Raw genomic sequence first — 15,327 nt, 5'->3', positions numbered from 1 at the left:
GCAGGGGCATCATGAGCACCGTCAACGGCGGCATCTCCTACTGGTACGCGAACGAAGGCATACCCGACCCCCGTGAGCCCCTGCCCGGCGACGCGACGGCCGACGTCTGCATCGTCGGCGGCGGCTACACCGGCCTGTGGACGGCGTACTACCTCAAGAAGGCCGTCCCCTTCCTCAACATCACGGTTCTGGAGGCCAAGTTCTGCGGATACGGCGCCTCCGGGCGCAACGGCGGCTGGCTCTACAACGGCATCGCCGGCCGCGACCGCTACGCCAAGCTGCACGGCCACGACGCCGCCGTCCGCCTCCAGCAGGCCATGAACGACACGGTCACCGAGGTCATCAGCACCGCCGCCGCCGAGAACATCGACGCCGACATCCACCACGGCGGCGTGCTCGAAGTCGCCTACACGCCCGCCCAGCTGTCCCGCCTCAAGCACTTCCACGCCGCCGAGATCGCCTTCGGCGAGAAGGAACGCACCCTCCACGGCGCCCGCGAGACCGCCGAACGCGTCCGGGTGACCGGCGCCGTCGGCTCCACCTGGACCCCGCACGGCGCCCGCCTGCACCCGGTCAAGCTCCTCAAGGGCCTGGCCTCGGCGGTCGAGAACCTCGGCGTCACCATCCACGAGTCGACGCCCGTCACGGAGATCAAGCCCAAGCACGCCGTCACCCCCTACGGCACGGTCCGCGCCCCGTACATCCTGCGCTGCACCGAGGGCTTCACCGCCGGCCTCAAGGGCCAGCGCCGCACCTGGCTCCCGATGAACTCCTCGATGATCGTCACGGAACCGATCCCCGCCTCCGTCTGGGAGAACATCGGCTGGGACGGCCGCGAGACCCTCGGCGACATGGCCCACGCCTACATGTACGCGCAGCGCACCGCCGACGACCGCATCGCACTCGGCGGGCGGGGCGTGCCGTACCGCTACGGCTCGCGCACCGACAATGACGGCCGCACCCAGCCGGCCACCATCGAGGCCCTGCGCGAGATCCTCGTCCGCTTCTTCCCCACCGCGGCCGGCGTCCCCATCGCCCACGCCTGGTCGGGCGTCCTGGGCGTCCCCCGCGACTGGTGCTCCACCGTCGCCCTCGACCGCTCGACCGGCATCGGCTGGGCGGGCGGCTACGTCGGCAGCGGCGTGGCGACCACCAACCTCGCCGCCCGCACCCTGCGCGACCTGATCCAGCAGGACTCCGGCCAGGGCGGCCCCACCGACCTCACCACGCTGCCCTGGGTCGACCACAAGGTCCGCAAGTGGGAGCCGGAGCCGTTCCGCTGGCTCGGAGTCCAGGCCATGTACGCCGCCTACCGCACCGCAGACCGCCGCGAGGCGTCGGGCCGTACCGCCGAAACGGACCCCATCGCCCGCTACGCCGACCGCATCGCCGGCCGCCACTGAGTCGGGCCGCCTCCGACCGGACCGCCCCCGAGCCGGCAACCGAAAAGCCCAGGTCGCATGTGCTGCGACCTGGGCCGTGGAGCCCCCTGTCGGATTCGAACCGACGACCTACGCATTACAAGGGCCTGCAGGTTCGTGACGAACACTGCCGGCACATGCCGTTCGGTACCGTTTCCACAGGTCACAGGCGGGCGGCACCCTCAACCAAATCACGGGGTGCCGCCTGCTGCCGTACCGTCCGCTCACGCAATGCTCACGCAACACCGGCTCCGCGGGTCTTGCGGCCAGGAAGTCGGCGGCGTGGCGGCGTCAGCGGATGAAGAACCGCGCCGCGATGATCTGGATCGCGATGGCACCGCCGGCATAGGCGGCACCCTTCAGCACCTGGACCGCGAGCGCCCAGCGGAGGAAGCGCAGCCGGCGCAGGATCTTGCGCCACGAGCGCCAGACGGCACCACCGCTGGAACCGTCCTGGCGCATCCAGGCAGCCTTGATCTTCCTGGCGACCCTGGCCAGGTAGGCCGTACAATTCATCAGTGGGAACTCCTTCTCGTATTCGATTCGAAGTAGGGCGTTTCCTGCAGGGGAGGTTGGACGCGGTTGGGAAGCCTTCTGTCCAGCCTCTCCTGCTCTGCCCGTGCGGGGGCGCACGGCAGTCGGCACCGAATGACCGGCTACGACAGCCCGATAATTCAGCAGTCACAGAGTAGCCTCTCCGGCAGTCGAGAAATTCACCAGTGCAGCTCATGCAATCCTAGTCACACCCAAGGGCGGCAAGCGCGATCTTCACGGTATCCCGACCCGCAGATTCCGCCGACCGCAGAAGTACTTCTATTTCAGGATTCATCCGATTCTGCCCCAGTGCCGACACCAAAGAGCCGCACTCACCCTCGTGCAGAGTCGCCCCGAGGTTCCACAAAAAGGCGGTTCGAGCCGCCAATGGAAGCGCGGCAAGGTAAACCGGAGTGCAGCATTCCGTCTCATCGGCGGCCGCGCTGTTGCGCCGGTCCCCGTCGTCAGCCTGCCTGCCGAAACCGTTGCGCCGGTCCCCCTCCGCAGCCTCGCCGCCGCAGGCGCACGCGCCCGCGCGGCGGCAGCAAGGGGCCTTCCGTGCCGCCAGCAAGAGCCGCTCCGCCCGCGCGAAATCCTCACCCAGGCGGACCGTTACGGCGTTCTGCGCAGGCTGCGCCAGACGCCTCAAGGCCGCGAGGACTCCCGGCCGGGGCAGCCTCCTCCCATGCAGCCAGTGCGAAAGCAAGGAAGAGGAGACACCGAGAGCCCGCGCCTTCTCGGCCATGGTCACTCCCGGGAGGACCTGGGGCAGCACCTCCTGGAAGGCGAGCGCAAAAGCCTTCACTTCCTCCGTGGCCTCGCCCACACAGGAGCGTTTGATTGATCCGAGTGACGGCACGCAAAGGGGCCTCTCGCTCGCCGGAGATCGGCAGGGTTGCGCGATCATCGGAAGCCTAGCCCTTCCTTGCGACATCGGGGAGCGGTCCGGCGTTATTACGCAGATGTATTTATGGCAGCGGACACAATGAATCCATAAATGCCCACTTAAGGGACGAAACGGATCTTTACTTCAACGGGAAGCGTAAAGATCCAGGAACTACTGGAGTAAGCGATACCGCCTGTGCTAATAATGAGCAAGAATCGCGGCCCGAGATGCACCCTCAGGACTGCACCGAAACACTGCATGAAACGGAGGCGCTGTGACGCCATCGTGGCGCGATGACAGCCTCGGAACGATGAAGCGAGTCGCCCTCTGGCTCGTGTCGGAGGTCGGCGAGGGGCAGCCCTTCACCAAGGAGGCACTGCGCGATGCGTTCCCCGGGGTGTCCCAGGTGGATCGACGCATGCGGGATCTCCGCGACTTCGGGTGGCAAATCCACACAAACAGGGAAGACGCAGTACTCGACTCTCACGAGCAGCGTTTCGTGAAGCGCGGCGACCCCGTCTGGGAACCCGGCCGCGCCACCCGGAAGACCGGTACGACGGCCATCGGCGCAGGACGCCGGCGCGAGGTCCTCCAGCAGGACGGCAACATGTGCCGGTCCTGCGGGATCGTTCCCGGCGAGACTTACGCCGGCACATACGAAGCAGCCCAGCTGGACATCGCGCGGCGCGAGGTCTTGAAGCCCGACGGGTCCACGGCCACCGAGCTGATCACCGAGTGCAAGCGGTGCCGCATCGGCGGCAGGGAGCTGGTCGCGGACCTGGGCCGAGTCCTCAAGGAAGCCGCCGGACTCAGCTCCATCGAGCGCGAGGTACTGTCCGGCTGGGTGGAAGCCGATGAGCGCCAGTTCAGCCGACTGGAGCAGCTCTGGAGCGACTACCGATCCCTGCCCGAGAAGTCGCGCGCCCACCTTCGCAAAGAGCTCGGCCTCGACTGAGCATCCGGCAGGTGCGGAGGACATCCGAAACATGACGAGCAGAGGCAGGAGCGAGAACAGCGGACATGGCTAAGGATTACGGGCTGCCGCCCAGGGCTGAGGAGAACCGGGCTACCGTTCAGGCCCGGCTGGCGGAGAGCGCCGCCGGCGGCGGCACCCGCGAGACGTTCACCGTCGAGTGGCGGGGCAAGCCCGAGCACCTCGAAGTGATCGAGATGCAGGTCGGCGACCTGTACTACAACCCGGCGACCCATCGGATCCGCGCGCAGGCAGATCATGACCCTGAGAAGTCCGCGATCCTCGTAACAGACCCGTGGAGCACAGACGGTCAGCGATACCTGGGTCGTCTACTGCAGGTGGTCCCTGCCGATCCGGCGAGGACCGACCCCGCGTTCGACGAGCTCTCCGCGAGTCTGAAGGAGTTCGGGCAGACCGAGCCGGGCTTGATCACCCAAGAGGGCATCCTCGTCAACGGCAACACGCGGCGCGCCGCGCTCCTGGAACTACACGGGCCGAACCACCCCGTGCGCGTGGCTGTGCTACCCGCTTCTTGCGACTGGAAAGACATCGCTGCCGTTGAGCTCTCGCTGCAGCTGCGCAGGGAGCACCGGCGTGATTACTCATACATCAACCGGCTTATCGCCGTGGAGGAACTGGTCGACCAGGGCACCCCGCTCGCGGCGATCGCTACCACCTTCCGCAGCACGGCTGCACGGGTCCGGCAGGACCAGTGGGTGCTGTCCGTTATCCGCCAGTTGATCAAGCGCAGTGAGACCTCCGGGGAGCGGTTGTCACTGGTCGCGTTCGAGGAGCACGCGGAGAAGTTCCGCGAGCTGCATCGCGCCTACGAGAAGCAGTACAGCGTCAACCCCGAGCGGGCCGATCTACTCATGGAGAACCGCCTGGCCGCCATGCTCATGGGCTTCGCCAAGACGGACGTGCGCTTCATCGATGACAAGTTCCGTGACGCGTACCTGTCGAAGAAGCTGCCAGACGGCATGGCCCCCGAGTCACAAGGGGGTGTAGCGATCCCGGGCCTGGGACGTGCCGTACAGGGCCCCAGTCGTGCTGTCTCGGCAGCTAGAGCCCTGACAGATGCCGTGCTCCACGCTAGGGCGGTCACCCAAGTCGGCAGCTCCGCGCCGACGGAGGTAGTCACTTCAGCGCAAGACGAGGTCAAGCGCATACACAAGGCGATGGACCAAGCCATCACCGACGCCGGCCGCGACGCCCGCATCACCAAGCGCAAGCAAGCTGCCCCAGCTCGCCTCGCCGACGCGAACCGCAGCATCGAGCAGTGCATCACGGACCTTGTCCTCTCCCGGTCTCAGCGAAGCCTCGACGAGGACGCCTTCGACGATGCCATCGTCGAACTGCGGAAGAGGCTGGAGAAGCTCGCGATCGAAGCCCGACGGACTGTCGGCGAGCCCGGCGACGGCTTGTCCTGGCTCCTCGAAGCCACGGGAAAGGCACGCTGAGTGGGTAACCAGCCCAGCCTGGTGATCGGCTTCGACACCACGCGCACCCAAGCGGCGCTCAGGACCGTGCCCGAGTGCCGCGGCGAGTTGGGGCAGATGATCGCCAGCTTCCCCAGTGGCCGGATGACCGACCGCCTATCCGCTGCTGTCCCCATAGACAGCTTCCTGGCCAGTCTCGGCTCCCTAGCGGCATGGCCGCAGCCCGAGAGCGTGGTCTGGGAGGACGACTTCCGCCTCCTTGTCAGCGAGATGCTCGACACCGCGGAGACGGCGGATCGGCTGCTGAACGGCACGCCGACCGAGAAGAGCGTTGCTCCGGAAGGGGTGCCAGCCCTGCTGGGCGATGCCTGGACGGGGCCTCTCACCCCGTTCCAGCTCCGGGACATCGCCCGGCTGCTCTCGGTCGGCCACGGGGCCAACTTCAGCGTGCCCGGCGCCGGCAAGACCCGCGTCTCCCTGGCCGTGTTCTCGGCCCTGCGGGAGCAGGGAGCGGTCAACCGCATCCTGGTAGTCAGCCCGAAGTCGGCCTACGAGGCGTGGCAACTGGAGGCGCGGGAGTGCTTCTCCTCGCCTCTGGACGTACAGGTACTCGGCAAGTCGGTGCCTCCGGCAGCAGACATCCTCCTTCTCAACTACGAGCGGCTGGACCGGGCGCTCGCCGGCCTGTCGCAGTGGCTGAAGGCGGCCCCGACCATGCTCATCCTTGACGAGGCGCACCGCATGAAGCTCGGCGGCGCGGGTGTCTACGGCGCGGCCTGCATGGCGCTGGGCCCGCTCAGCCGCGTGCGCATGATCCTTAGCGGCACCCCGGCGCCGAACGGGGCGAAGGATCTGGAGAACCTGCTCTCCTTCGTCTGGCCTGGCCACGGGCGACGCGTGGTCACCCAGGCGGTAGACGGTGGCGACCTAGCCCATGCAAGCCAGGTACTGCGCCCCCTCTACACCCGGACGACGAAGGCAGAGCTGGGGCTTCCGCCTGTCGACTTGCGCGTCCGCCCGCTCAGCATGCCTCCCCTGCACCGTGAGATCTACGACGCCTTGATCGGCAAGTTCTCTCCGCGCGCAGCTGCCGACCGGGGCGATTTCGAGGCATTCGGCAAGGCAGTCCTGCGTCTGCTCATGGCCGCGACCAGTCCAGCGCTCCTCGTCGGCGGCTCGACCCGCTACGAGCCGCTGAGCTTCCAAGTCCCGCCGTTGGATGTCCCGGAGGGGGACTCGCTGACGGCCCTCCTCCGCAAGCTCCCCGATTACGAACTGCCGCCCAAGTACACGGAAACGCTGTCCATCGTCTCCGCCAATGCCGCGGCCGGCCGGAAGACCCTGGTGTGGACGGGCTTCGTCCGGAGCATCACGTCATTGCAAGCGCTGCTCGCACCGTTCCAGCCCGCCGCAGTGCACGGGGGGACCCCCGACCGGGAGGAGGAGCTGCGCCGCTTCCGCGAGGATCCGGATTGCAGTGTCCTCATCTCCAACCCGGCAACCCTGGGCGAGGGCATCAGCCTCCACCAGGTCTGCCATGACGCTGTGTACGTCGACCGCGACTTCCAGGCAGGCCGGTTCCTCCAGAGCCTGGACCGCATCCATCGCCTTGGCCTCGCCCCGGATACGGAGACGCGGGTCACCGTCCTCACCGCGGTGGGAAGTGTCGATGATGTCGTCTCCATGCGGCTCGGAGAGAAGCTGGAGTTCATGGGCAGCATCCTCGACGACCCCGAGGTGCAGCAGCTCGCTGACCCGGAGGACGAGGCCCCGATGGCGGCAGGGATGAACTCAGCCGACGTCCAGGCACTGCTGGAACATCTCAGAGGGCGCCCGGCGTAGCGGGCACCACCAGCCCTCCGATACCCGTCAAAGCGTGCCCTCGCCGAGGAGCCGCTCGATGGCGTCCGCTTCCCGCTGCAGCACGATGCGCCCGTCGCCGTCGCTGAAAGCGAGAAGGCGGCTGCCTGCATCGAGCCCTGCCTCCGCTAGGAGGCCGAGAGGGAGTACGACCTGCCCGTCATCGCCGACCAAGAGTTCTGCTGGTTCGCGTATCACGCCCAGCAGTCTGCCAGCACCGTCCCGCAACCGCCTGCCCCAGCACATCCTCTGCCGATAGAGTCCCGCTGTGGACGGCGAAACGATCAGCGTGCAGGCACCCCTGTGGCCAGTTGGTGAGAGCGATGACCCGGCCTTGGAGGCGGTGGCCGAGGAGATCCTTCGCGCGGACCCGGACGGCAGCCGGTTCGCTGGCGCGGTCCGCCGCAGCATCGACATGCTGCTGGACGGCCAGCACACCGGGCGCTTCCGATGGGACCAGCTCTTCAAGACCGAGAAGGCCCACCTGGGGACCCTGATCGAGATCAATGTGCAGCGCGAGTTCGGCTTCGCGGACGGCGCCAGCATGGACTACTCGATCTCCGGGTCGGACGTCGACTGCAAGTACTCCCAGACCCTCGGCCAGTGGATGATCCCGCCCGAAGCCCACGGGCACCTGCTGCTCGTCGTCTGGGCCAGCGACGAGCAGTCCCAGTGGTCGGTGGGACTCGTACGGGCATTGCCCGAGCGGCTCAACAACGGCGGCAACCGCGACGCGAAGAAGACACTGAACGCGGCCGGCCGGGGCGCAGTGCGATGGCTGTTCCGCGACGCGCCTCTCCAGGAGAACATGCTGCTGCGCCTCTCCCCGGCGGACATCACCGCTGTCTTCTCCCACAAGAGCGGCCAGCGCCGCGTGGACGAGCTGTTCCTCCGGGCGCAAGGGCGCAGGGTCAGCCGCAACGTCGTTGCTACGGTGGCTATGCAGGAGGACTACATGAAGCGCGTCCGCTACAACGGTGGATCGCGCTCCAGGCTCCAGCGCCACGGGATAGTGATCTTGGGTCACTACACCCGCCACGGGCGCATCGCCGAAGTCCTGGGGCTGCCGGTTCCGGGCCCCGGTGAATCTGTCAGTGCCCGCCTGTCCCCTGCACGGGCCCACCACGTAGGGGTACCGACAGTAGAGCTGGACGGACAGGAGTGGGTCCTGGCCCTGGCCGACGACCCCGAAGAAACAGTACCGAGACTGCCGGAAATATGAACGGACACAGCAAGCGCTGCACGGTGCCGGAGTCGGAGCCCCAGACAGGACCGTGGGTCCCGCCCGACGGCTCGTGGGCTTCGTCAGCCGCGAACCGACGCAGCATGCTGGGCAACCGGAGCCGCGACACGGCTCCGGAACTGCTGCTGCGGTCACTCGTCCACGCAGCGGGGCTGCGCTACCGGGTAGCGGCCAAGCCCCTGCCGAAGATGCGGCGCACAGCCGACATGGTCTTCCGCCCCGTAAAGGTGGCTGTGTTCATTGACGGATGTTTTTGGCACTGCTGCCCCGACCACTTCGTCATGCCGAAGACCAACCGTCCGTACTGGGAAGACAAGATCGGGCGGAACGTCCAGCGCGACCGGGACACCGACCAGCGCCTCGCCGACGAGGGCTGGCTAGTGCTGCGCTTCTGGGAGCACCTCGACCCCGAGGCATGCGCCGACACCGTTATCGACGCGGTGAAGTCTCGGCGGCAGGCGGTAGCGGGGCCGCGGGACCCCCAGTAGGACCCGCGAACACCGCTCTCCTCCGTCGAACACGCCCTCAGCGGGTCAGCTGATCTTCGCCTGGTTCAGCGAGAACAGCTCGTGCCGCTGGTGCCCCTCCTGGCCAACAAACGCCTTGAAATCGCCAAGGCTGTAGGCGTAGGTGCCGCCGGAGCGCTGCTCTCTCCGAATCTCGAAGTCCCTTTCCAAATGGGCAATGTGCCGCTCGACCTCGGGCTCAGACAGGCGCTTGCCGGCCTTCTCCAGCCGCCCGATGATCTGGGTGATGCCGATGAACCTCTGCTTCTCCGCCTCCGCGCGGAGCAATTTGTAGACAGGGTCGTGGACCGTCTCCATGTCCTCGACCAACTCAGCCGGAGCACCCTCCTTGTTCAGCGCGCGAGCGATGGACCGGCCGATCGCTTCGGCTACAGGGGGAGGAAATGCGTTCCCAACCTGACGGTACCGACTGGTCTTCTTCCCTTCGAAGACCCACTTGTCCTCAGGCTTCCATCCCTGGATACGCGAGACCATTTCCACCGTGAGCTTCGGTCCGGGCTTCCCTTCAGCGGGCTTCCAGTTTTCGTCGGGCGCGTCGTCTGACACGCCGTGCGCATCAACCCCGAGCTTTGCCCAGGCGGCCTTCGCGCGCGTCGGCCCCAGGTCTGCCCCACCGTGCTTCTTGGAACCGCCGACGATGGTCGGCGCAATGTCGTTAGCGCCCTCGGCCCACTTCTCGGCTCCTTTCCATCCCCTAGCGGCCATGAGGTCGTAGAGCGTCTCGCCGACTGTCGGTCGCTTACCCTCCAGCGGCTTCGGCCAGGCGAAGTAAGGGGCATATTCGCGCTGAAGCGCCACAAGGACGAATCTCGGGCGCAGCTGTGGCACGCCGAAGTCCGCAGCGTGGAAGAGCTCCCACTGCGCTACGTAATCAGCAGCTTGCAGTGTGTCCAGGACGTTTTGCCGGTAGGCAGCAAACCGGTTCGCGCTAAGCCCTCGCACGTTCTCTAGCAGAAGGGCCTTGGGCCGAACCCGCTCGGCCAGCCCGACCGCCCAGGCGAAGAGGTCTCGCTCGTCGGTGGCGCCGAGCTGCTTGCCCGCGATAGTGAAGGGAGGGCATGGAACGCCACCGGCAATCAGATCCGGGGTCCCTCGCTCAGCGCAGAACCGCTCCGGGTCCCAAACGGACCGGTCAGCCACGTCCCCCGTGCGTACATCACAGCCCGGCATATTGGTCTTGAGGGTCTCCGCGGCCCACGGGTCGAGCTCCACGGCAACAGCGTGCTCGAACCCGGCACGCTCCAACCCCAGAGCCTGCCCGCCGGCACCCGCGCAGATCTCGGCAACCTGCAGCTTGGCCATTTGTCCTCCATACGTGCGCACTGCCCGCCGCGCGCTCGGCTGCACTCGCGACGGGCCGGACTCGAACACGCTAGCGAGTCCGTCTCGCTCACGAACATCCCAGCAAGATCTCAACAAGTCCACTGAGTCGGGGCAAGAACAGCTGAGCTGACCGCGAACGCGGCCAGCGAGGTGGCCCATATTAGTTCGTCGGCATCAGCCCTTGCCGTTGTCCACAGGCCCTGCTTGGCAAAAAGGGACGCGTGTCTCACTCTGAAACGCCGGGAATCCGCCGCCCGGCCCCTTGCCGAGGATTGGGGTGCACTGACCGATCAGGCCGTGTCTGGGCACGGCCGCACCTGGGCAGGTACCGAGCGTGAACGGAACTTTGGCGGTGTGGGCTCACACCGTGGCCGAGGCTGAACTGAGAGGGCCGCTTCCTCGTCGGTGGCTGCACTCACTAGGAGTCTCGCAGCGTGCCGCTGAAATCGCTGAGCTGGTTGAAGGGGATGCGGAGCTGCTGGCCTCTGCCGCTGTTCTTCACGACGTCGGCTACGCACCCCGGCTGACCGTCACTGGATTTCATCCGCTCGACGGTGCCCGCTTCCTTCGCGAGACCCATGCTGCAGAAGAACGGCTGACCCGCCTCGTGGCCAACCACTCCTTCGCTTTGCTGGAAGCGGAGGAGCGGGGATTGCGGGCCGTACTCGAAGCAGAGTTTCCGCTACTCGACGATCAGCGCCTCGTCGATGCCCTCGTGTACTGCGACATGACGACCACGCCCGATGGCGAGGTCACGTCGGCCGATGCTCGGTTGGCCGAGATCACCGGGCGGTACGGGTCCGACAGTCTGGTGGGGAGGTTCATCCGTCGGGCGTCACCGGAGATCCTGGCGGCCGTGGGGCGGGTGGAAGCAGCGTTGGCGGCTCAGCCCAGGTAGGGGTATGTGCCGGCAAGGTAGTCGCCGATCTGCTGGCGCATGCTGGGATGGATGTCGTAGTCGTCCAGGTCGTTCGGCTGGACGTAGCGGACGCCATCGGCTTCGTCGTTGATCGTGGGCTCACCGCCCACAGGGCGGCCGATGTAGGTGTTCTCGTACTGCTGGCGGATCTCGCCGTCCGTGTAGGCCACGATGTGGTTCGGATTTGTGTAGACCCCCAGGAAACCCGTGACCTCGGCGATGATCCCGGTCTCTTCCAGGCACTCACGCACAGCGCACTGGGCCGCTGTCTCGCCAATGTCCTGGGCACCGCCCGGCAGGGCCCACTGGCCGGTGTCCCGGCGGCGCTGGAGCAGTATGGCGCCGTTGTCGTCGACGACAAGGAGGTTGTTGGCGGGGATGAGCGTGTTCGCCTTGGGGGCCTTGGGGTCGTTGTAGTACTCAGTCCTGCCCATGTGACGAGGGCCCCTCCTGTTCGGGTGTCCAGGGCCGTGCGGTGGCCCAGACAGCTTCGAAACTCTGAGCGTAGTTGTCGAACCAGCCTGCGGTGTCAGCTCTCTTGAGATGCAGGAGGGGATTGGCGCTGGCCGGCTGGCCCCAGACGTGCGGGTTGACCAGGAGGTCGTTGTCGTAGCGGAACATGGACGTGTAGAGGGTGGTGTCGTGCAGTCTCACTTCGCAGCCTGCCTCGGACAGTAAGGCCGGTAGTAGGTGAGGGAGGCGCGGATCTTGGCGGCAAGGGTGTCGCCGATGCCCTCCTCTCGGCCCCGGATGGCTGCTGCCTGACCGTTTGAGTCGCCGAAGCAGAGCCGCACTCGCACCCCGTCCGATGCGCGCTCAGCGAGCATCTTCGCGACGTGGGGGTTGGACTGGGCGAAGAAGGTGCCGGAGAAGACGAGGACGCCGATCTGCTCCTGCGCGCCTTTGAGCAGCGACAGCCACGTGTCCCGTGGGACGCTCGCCCGGTTCTGGTAGGTCGTGACGAGCTCTGGTTCTGACCCTGCGGCTTGCTGTAGGGCACTGCGCGCCGGCGCCGGCCATAGGAACAGCTCCTCCACCCGCAAGTGCCGGGCGACGCGGAAGCGGTGGCGAGCGTGAGGAACACGTCCGCCGAGCCATCGGCTAACCGTTTTGGGGTCTACCTCGCAGACTTCGGCGAGGGATTCAGGTGGGATGCCGCGCTGGGCGAGTACGGAGTGCAGTCGCTCGTTCACAGGCGCCATACAAGCTGACGGCGTCGGGAGCGGCAAGGACGTTACGGGACGTTCTGCGGAAGGTCGACGGCCGACCACGGTGCTTACGCTGGGCGTATGGAGCTCATCGTCCTGTGGGACATCGACCACACGCTGATCGATAATGCCGCGGTCAGCAAGGAGATTTACGCCGCTGCCTTCACGGCGCTGTCGGGGAGAGCGCCCATGGGGCCGGCGCGGACGGAAGGCCGTACGGACCGCCTGATCATGCGCGACATGTTCCACCGAAACGGTGTGGCCGAGCCGGGCTGGGCCACTGTCGAGAAGGCTCTCGCCGCCGCAGGGGAGGCGCGCCTCTCCGAGCTCAGCCGACGTGGGACAGCCTTGCCCGGCGTGCGTGAAATCTTGAAGGAAGTCTCCGTACGCAATACCTGGGTGTCCTCGGTACTCACCGGCAATATCGCGGCCAACGCCCGAGTGAAGGTATCGGCGTTCGGCCTTGACCCCCTGCTCGATCTGCGAGTTGGCGCCTATGGCGCTGATGCTCTCCAGCGGCCGGACCTGGTCGCTGTCGCCCGTGAGCGTGCCCAACAGCTGCGAGGCGCACCAGGCGACGTGCCCGTCGTGCTCGTGGGCGATACGCCCAGGGACGTTGAGGCCGCGATCGCCACGGGCTCCGAGATCATCGCGGTCGCCTCCGGCGTCCACAGCGCCGAGGAACTGGCCGCTGCCGGTGCTCAAAGGGTGCTGCCTGACCTCATGGACACCGTTCGTGTGCTCGGGATCCTGGAGACGTTCGCGGCGTCCTGAAAACGTCCCAGGACGTCCTCGGAGCGTCCCGAGACGCGGTGACGGGGTCCGTACCTGTCCCGCCAATATCAGGTCTCCCACCAGGCAAACGCCCGAAGGAGACCCTCGTGATCAGCGAAGTCACCGGGATCCGCAGAATCCGGATGCTGTATCTGCAGCTGCTGTACCGCTGCAACTTCGAATGCCTGCACTGCTTCCACGGCCAGCGGCTCCAGCACGCCGACGCCTTCACCGCGGACGAGGCGATCAACCTCCTCGCCCTCATGCGCGACCAGTACGGAACCGAGGCCGTGACTCTGCTGGGCGGCGAACCGTTCGTCTACCGGGACCTCACCCAGGTCGTCCAGTACGCCAAGCGGGATCTTGGGCTGCGGGTCGAGATCTGCACCAACGGCTACCGGATCGAGCGCCGGCTGACCGAGATCGCCCCCGACCTGGACCTGCTCCGGGTATCGCTGGAGGGCATCGGCTCGACCAACGACCACATCCGCAAGTTCGGAAGCTACCGCAGCGCGTTGAGCGCCCTCGAAATCGCCCAGCGACTCGGTGTCCGTGCCGGGGCCACCATGACGGTCACCTCACGCAACATCGAAGAGGTGCTGCCGCTCGCTCGCGTACTCCAGGGCTATGGCGTGGAGCAGCTGAAGCTGCACTGCCTCCGGCCGGTCGGCAACGCCGCAGCTCACCCCGAGCTCCTGATCACCGACCCCGCGGCCTACACGCGTCTTCGAGGCCGGCTGGATGCGGCCGACCTGGAGATCGAGGTGATCGTCGACGAGGACCTGTCCGAGGGCGGAGCCTCGGACGCCTGCCTTCCTGACGGGGGCCCCGTCGAGATCGAGCGGATCGAGGCCGACCCCCGCGGCGCGCTCACCATGTCCTGCAAGGCCGTCGGCAAAGACTCGCACGCCTTCTGGTACGACAAGCTCGCTGACCACATCGACCACCGGCCCTCCCCCACCGACGAGCTCACGCTCGCGGTACCGGATGTGGTGTATGCCCGTGTCTGACGGTCCGCTGTTCGAGAGCCTCGAAGGGCTCCGCGGCACCGGAAAGTCGACCATCGCTCCGATGCTGGCAGCGGCCCGCCGCGCCGTCCTAGTCCCAACCGTGCCTCTCTTCTACCAGCCTCTGCGCCGTGAGGTGGACCGGCGTGGAAACACCGAGGCCCGGATGTGCTTCTACCTGTCCGCGCTGTTCACCGTGACCGATGAGATCCAGCGCCTCCTAGCCGAGGGCACCTCGGTGGTCGTGGAGAGCTACTTCGCCCGCTGCCTGGCCAACCACCAGGCACTCGGCTCCAGCCTCGGCGTCAGGCTCCCGCCCAGCCTGCCCCAGCCCGTGACGTACCAACTGACGTGCGGCAAAGGCGAGCGCGGGCGCCGGCTCGCCGAGCGCATCAAGCCGGTCTCCCGCTGGGACGTCCTGGCAGAAGAGGTGGCAGACCGCGTTACCGACGCCTATGCCCAGTTCCCGATGCACCACGTGGACACCACGCATCTGGCCCCCGACGAGGTCCTCCAGACGATCCTGTCCATCGACACGCAAGGAGCCCGCCACCGTGCAAACGCAGAGCCTGTGGGAGCACACCCTCACGTTCTTCCCCCAGTTCCTCGCCGCGCTGAAGGAGCGTGCCGCTCCTAACGCCACGGTCATGGTTGTGGGGGCGAGCGACGGTAAGTTCGTCCTGCCTCTGGCCGCCGCCGGCTACCAGGTGGTCGCGGTAGAGCACGACCCGCTCGCCCTGCACGGTGGCGAGGTCATCCTCCCGGGTGACAACCGGGCCCACGCGATGGGCCTCGTCGACCGCCTCAAGCTCGAATCGCTCCACGACCGCGTACAGATTGTGGAGAAGGACTTCCTCCAATGGGAGTCTTCGGGCACGCCCTGCGATGCCATCTGGACGAGCTGCTCCTGGCATTACAGTGCCAACCATCATCGCCCGCTCGCTGATTTCGTCACCCGCATGCAGTCCTCCGTCGGCCAGAGCGGCCTGTACGGCGCGGAGTTCATGATGCCTGTCACCCAGCGCCAGCACTTGATCGAGCACTACACGTCCCCCGAGAAGCTCAGGCGCCACTTCATCGGCGACTGGGATGTCCTGCTGACCCTGCGCACGAACGAGTTCGCCGAGCGCGCCCACATCGGCCAGCTCCAGGACCACACCCACCGGATGGGCCTGCTCCTTGCAGCCCGCACCCCCTCCTAGTACGAAGGAAG

Annotated in this window: 16 protein-coding genes and 1 pseudogene; 11 read left to right on the top strand and 6 right to left on the bottom strand. The window is 66.9% G+C overall.

Annotated features, from left to right (window positions below; genetic code table 11):
- Nucleotides 1-11: 11 nt before the first annotated feature.
- Nucleotides 12-1,403, top strand: coding sequence for an NAD(P)/FAD-dependent oxidoreductase (locus tag IE185_RS25025; RefSeq protein ID WP_138894090.1), 1,392 nt, complete (start codon nt 12-14; stop codon nt 1,401-1,403).
- Between the two features lie 309 nt (nt 1,404-1,712).
- Here IE185_RS25025 and IE185_RS25020 read toward each other — a convergent pair whose 3' ends face one another.
- On the bottom strand, nt 1,713-1,937 hold the full coding sequence (locus tag IE185_RS25020) for a hypothetical protein (protein WP_138894089.1): 225 nt from the start codon (nt 1,935-1,937) through the stop codon (nt 1,713-1,715).
- Nucleotides 1,938-2,157: 220 nt separating this feature from the next.
- Nucleotides 2,158-2,781, bottom strand: a complete 624-nt coding sequence (locus tag IE185_RS25015; RefSeq protein ID WP_170198251.1) for a helix-turn-helix domain-containing protein — start codon at nt 2,779-2,781, stop codon at nt 2,158-2,160.
- Nucleotides 2,782-3,151: 370 nt separating this feature from the next.
- On the opposite strand from IE185_RS25015, the gene IE185_RS25010 reads away from it, so the two are divergent.
- The 3 genes from IE185_RS25010 to IE185_RS25000 all read left to right on the top strand — a co-directional run bounded on the left by IE185_RS25010 (nt 3,152) and on the right by IE185_RS25000 (nt 7,095).
- Nucleotides 3,152-3,796: a KpnI family restriction enzyme N-terminal domain-containing protein gene (locus IE185_RS25010; RefSeq protein WP_138894087.1), complete on the top strand. Its 645-nt coding sequence runs from the start codon at nt 3,152-3,154 to the stop codon at nt 3,794-3,796.
- A gap of 65 nt (nt 3,797-3,861) precedes the next feature.
- Nucleotides 3,862-5,274, top strand: a complete 1,413-nt coding sequence (locus IE185_RS25005; RefSeq protein WP_138894086.1) for a ParB/RepB/Spo0J family partition protein — start codon at nt 3,862-3,864, stop codon at nt 5,272-5,274.
- A complete protein-coding gene (locus IE185_RS25000; protein ID WP_138894085.1) occupies nt 5,275-7,095 on the top strand; it encodes an SNF2-related protein in 1,821 nt (606 codons plus the stop codon). It begins immediately after the preceding gene.
- A 27-nt stretch (nt 7,096-7,122) separates the two neighbouring features.
- On the opposite strand, the gene IE185_RS24995 is transcribed toward IE185_RS25000, so the two are convergent.
- A complete protein-coding gene (locus IE185_RS24995) occupies nt 7,123-7,311 on the bottom strand; it encodes an AbrB/MazE/SpoVT family DNA-binding domain-containing protein (protein ID WP_138894084.1) in 189 nt (62 codons plus the stop codon).
- 70 nt (nt 7,312-7,381) lie between these two features.
- Here IE185_RS24995 and IE185_RS24990 point away from each other — a divergent pair, with 70 nt between their 5' ends.
- Together IE185_RS24990 and IE185_RS24985 are read left to right on the top strand one after the other, a co-directional pair.
- Nucleotides 7,382-8,335, top strand: coding sequence for a NaeI family type II restriction endonuclease (locus IE185_RS24990; RefSeq protein WP_138894083.1), 954 nt, complete (start codon nt 7,382-7,384; stop codon nt 8,333-8,335).
- Nucleotides 8,332-8,844, top strand: coding sequence for a very short patch repair endonuclease (locus IE185_RS24985; RefSeq protein WP_138894082.1), 513 nt, complete (start codon nt 8,332-8,334; stop codon nt 8,842-8,844). The genes IE185_RS24990 and IE185_RS24985 overlap by 4 nt, the downstream gene beginning before the upstream one ends.
- 45 nt (nt 8,845-8,889) lie before the next feature.
- Here IE185_RS24985 and IE185_RS24980 read toward each other — a convergent pair whose 3' ends face one another.
- Nucleotides 8,890-10,185, bottom strand: coding sequence for a DNA cytosine methyltransferase (locus tag IE185_RS24980; RefSeq protein WP_138894081.1), 1,296 nt, complete (start codon nt 10,183-10,185; stop codon nt 8,890-8,892).
- 355 nt (nt 10,186-10,540) lie between these two features.
- On the opposite strand from IE185_RS24980, the gene IE185_RS24975 reads away from it, so the two are divergent.
- A complete protein-coding gene (locus tag IE185_RS24975) occupies nt 10,541-11,104 on the top strand; it encodes an HD domain-containing protein (RefSeq protein ID WP_138894080.1) in 564 nt (187 codons plus the stop codon).
- On the opposite strand, the gene IE185_RS24970 is transcribed toward IE185_RS24975, so the two are convergent.
- Together IE185_RS24970 and IE185_RS24965 are read right to left on the bottom strand one after the other, a co-directional pair.
- Nucleotides 11,092-11,559: an NUDIX hydrolase gene (locus IE185_RS24970; protein ID WP_138894079.1), complete on the bottom strand. Its 468-nt coding sequence runs from the start codon at nt 11,557-11,559 to the stop codon at nt 11,092-11,094. The two genes, IE185_RS24975 and IE185_RS24970, sit on opposite strands and share 13 nt — an antisense overlap.
- A pseudogene (locus IE185_RS24965) lies at nt 11,546-12,318 on the bottom strand (XRE family transcriptional regulator). The gene IE185_RS24970 and the pseudogene IE185_RS24965 overlap by 14 nt, the downstream one beginning before the upstream one ends.
- A gap of 96 nt (nt 12,319-12,414) precedes the next feature.
- Here IE185_RS24965 and IE185_RS24960 point away from each other — a divergent pair.
- From IE185_RS24960 to IE185_RS24945, 4 genes are all read left to right on the top strand, one after another.
- A complete protein-coding gene (locus tag IE185_RS24960; RefSeq protein ID WP_138894078.1) occupies nt 12,415-13,107 on the top strand; it encodes an HAD family hydrolase in 693 nt (230 codons plus the stop codon).
- Between the two features lie 107 nt (nt 13,108-13,214).
- Nucleotides 13,215-14,117 (top strand): radical SAM protein, encoded by a 903-nt coding sequence (locus IE185_RS24955; protein ID WP_138894077.1) that lies wholly within the window; start codon nt 13,215-13,217, stop codon nt 14,115-14,117.
- The gene (locus IE185_RS24950) at nt 14,110-14,751 is read left to right on the top strand and encodes a P-loop nucleotide/nucleoside kinase family protein (protein ID WP_189716050.1); all 642 of its coding nucleotides are present in this window, start codon (nt 14,110-14,112) and stop codon (nt 14,749-14,751) included. Before IE185_RS24955 ends, IE185_RS24950 begins: the two co-directional genes overlap by 8 nt.
- Nucleotides 14,669-15,316 carry a class I SAM-dependent methyltransferase gene (locus IE185_RS24945; protein ID WP_138894076.1) on the top strand — a complete coding sequence of 216 codons (648 nt, stop codon included), beginning with the start codon at nt 14,669-14,671 and terminating at the stop codon, nt 15,314-15,316. The genes IE185_RS24950 and IE185_RS24945 overlap by 83 nt, the downstream gene beginning before the upstream one ends.
- The last annotated feature ends 11 nt before the right edge of the window (nt 15,317-15,327 follow it).

Source organism: Streptomyces chryseus (genome assembly GCF_014650755.1).
Taxonomy (GTDB): Bacteria; Actinomycetota; Actinomycetes; order Streptomycetales; family Streptomycetaceae; genus Streptomyces; species Streptomyces chryseus.
The sequence above is the reverse complement of the archived record's forward strand: the minus strand, read 5'-3'. Positions and strand labels throughout refer to the sequence as shown.